The organism is Pseudoalteromonas sp. SR45-5 (assembly GCF_014163565.1).
GTDB classification, from domain to species: domain Bacteria; phylum Pseudomonadota; class Gammaproteobacteria; order Enterobacterales; family Alteromonadaceae; genus Pseudoalteromonas; species Pseudoalteromonas distincta.
Map to the genome: position 1 here is coordinate 1 of NZ_JACJDN010000789.1, position 1555 is coordinate 1555.

The window sequence follows — 1555 nt, forward strand, 5'->3', positions numbered from 1 at the left end:
TACTTGCAAAACAAAGTATAACGACACCAACAAGTATAGTTACAAATTTCTTTTTCGATTCTTCGCGTTGTGATTCACGCCAAGGCAGTAGATTTATATGTGGCATGTTGAAAAACTCCTTAATGCCAACCCTGTTGCAATTGCAAACTGCGTTTTGTGACGCTGCATTATATTACGGTCTACCTTTGGGGAAATTTCCATATTTACAAAAGGCTCTGCAACAACTGAGTGGATACCGAGTTCTTCAATAAGCAATCGGTCGATACCTTTTATCATCGATGTACCGCCCGTTAATACAATATAATCTATTTGCTCTTTACCACTGGTTGTTAAAAACATTTGCACAGCTCTGCGAACTTGTTGAAGTAACGAAGTTTGAAAAGGGGCTAATACTTCAAAGGTATAGTTTGGCGGTAAATCACCTGATGTTTTGCCTATTTCGGCTTCATCAAAGCCTTTATTATAATAAGCAACAATACTATTTGTATATTGATCGCCACCAAAAACTTGGTCACGGGTATAAATGGTTTCCCCAGCTTGCACAACACTCACAAGCATTAAAACTGCGCCAATATCGACCACAGCCACACACTTATTAAATGCATCGCTAGGTAATTGTTGATAGTAAACGTCCATAGCACGGCTCAATGCGTAGCTTTCTACATCTACTATTTTGGCCTCTAAATTTGCGGCTTCTAAAGCGCCCACCCGTGCTTCAACACTCTCAGTACGAGCAGCCGAAAGCAAAACATTCATTTTGCTAGGATCGGCCTCATTCGTCGAAAGCTTCTCAAAATCGAGGCTCACTTCATCAAGTGGGTAAGGGATTAAACTATCAGCTTCAATTTCAATTTGCGATTCAAGTTCAGCATCTGTTAACGATACATCCATGAAGATCACTTTTGTAATAACTGTTTGGCCAGAAACAGCCACTGCAGCAGATTTTAAAGACTTCGGTAATTTTTTTCTTAATTTTGTAATAACGTTACCAATCGCTTCAATATCTTGGATTGTGCGCTCACTCATCGCACCTTTTGGCATCGGCTCAATTGCAAGTGCTTCTAGTCGAAATCCAGTTTCAATTTCACGTAAAAGCACCGCTTTGATAGAGTGCGATCCAATATCAATTCCTACCATCATCGGGGACGGTTTTTGAAATAGTTGACTTAGCATGTTTCAACTTGGCCTTTGTTTTAATAATAAACAAGTTATAATTTTTATCTGAAAAAATATTATTCATTTTTTAATCAATATATACTAGCAGTCAAAACTCGCAATTGGGAGTCCATTTAGGGAAATATAAGTGATTTTATTAAAACGAACTTTACAATTTTTTATCATTTGTGTGTTAATTGGTCTGATCACTTTGGTCAGCCTTTATTACTACGTTAAACCTGATATCCCCAGTGTGCAAGTTTTAAAAGACGTGCAATTACAAACTCCTATGCAAGTATTCACAAAAGATGGGCTTTTAATCAATCAATTTGGTGAAAAGCGTCGTATTCCAGTGACTATTGATGAAATTCCTCAAACACTCATTAATGCATTTTTAGCG

Annotated in this window: 1 protein-coding gene and 2 pseudogenes; 1 reads left to right on the plus strand and 2 read right to left on the minus strand. The window is 37.6% G+C overall.

Features of this window, described 5'->3' with window-relative positions; translation table 11 throughout:
- Window positions 1-106: pseudogene (locus H5072_RS21365) on the minus strand (pilus assembly protein PilN); the annotation flags it as partial.
- The gene (locus tag H5072_RS19070) at window positions 94-1173 is read right to left on the minus strand and encodes a pilus assembly protein PilM (protein WP_024596029.1); all 1080 of its coding nucleotides are present in this window, start codon (window positions 1171-1173) and stop codon (window positions 94-96) included. The gene H5072_RS19070 and the pseudogene H5072_RS21365, both read right to left, overlap by 13 nt.
- 130 nt (window positions 1174-1303) lie before the next feature.
- Here H5072_RS19070 and H5072_RS21370 point away from each other — a divergent pair.
- A pseudogene (locus H5072_RS21370) lies at window positions 1304-1555 on the plus strand (penicillin-sensitive transpeptidase); the annotation flags it as partial.

Bases quoted from the DNA above. Each gene is read 5' to 3' on its own strand.
- H5072_RS19070 (WP_024596029.1), bottom strand. From the start codon at position 1,173: ATGCTAAGTCAACTATTTCAAAAACCGTCCCCGATGATGGTAGGAATT.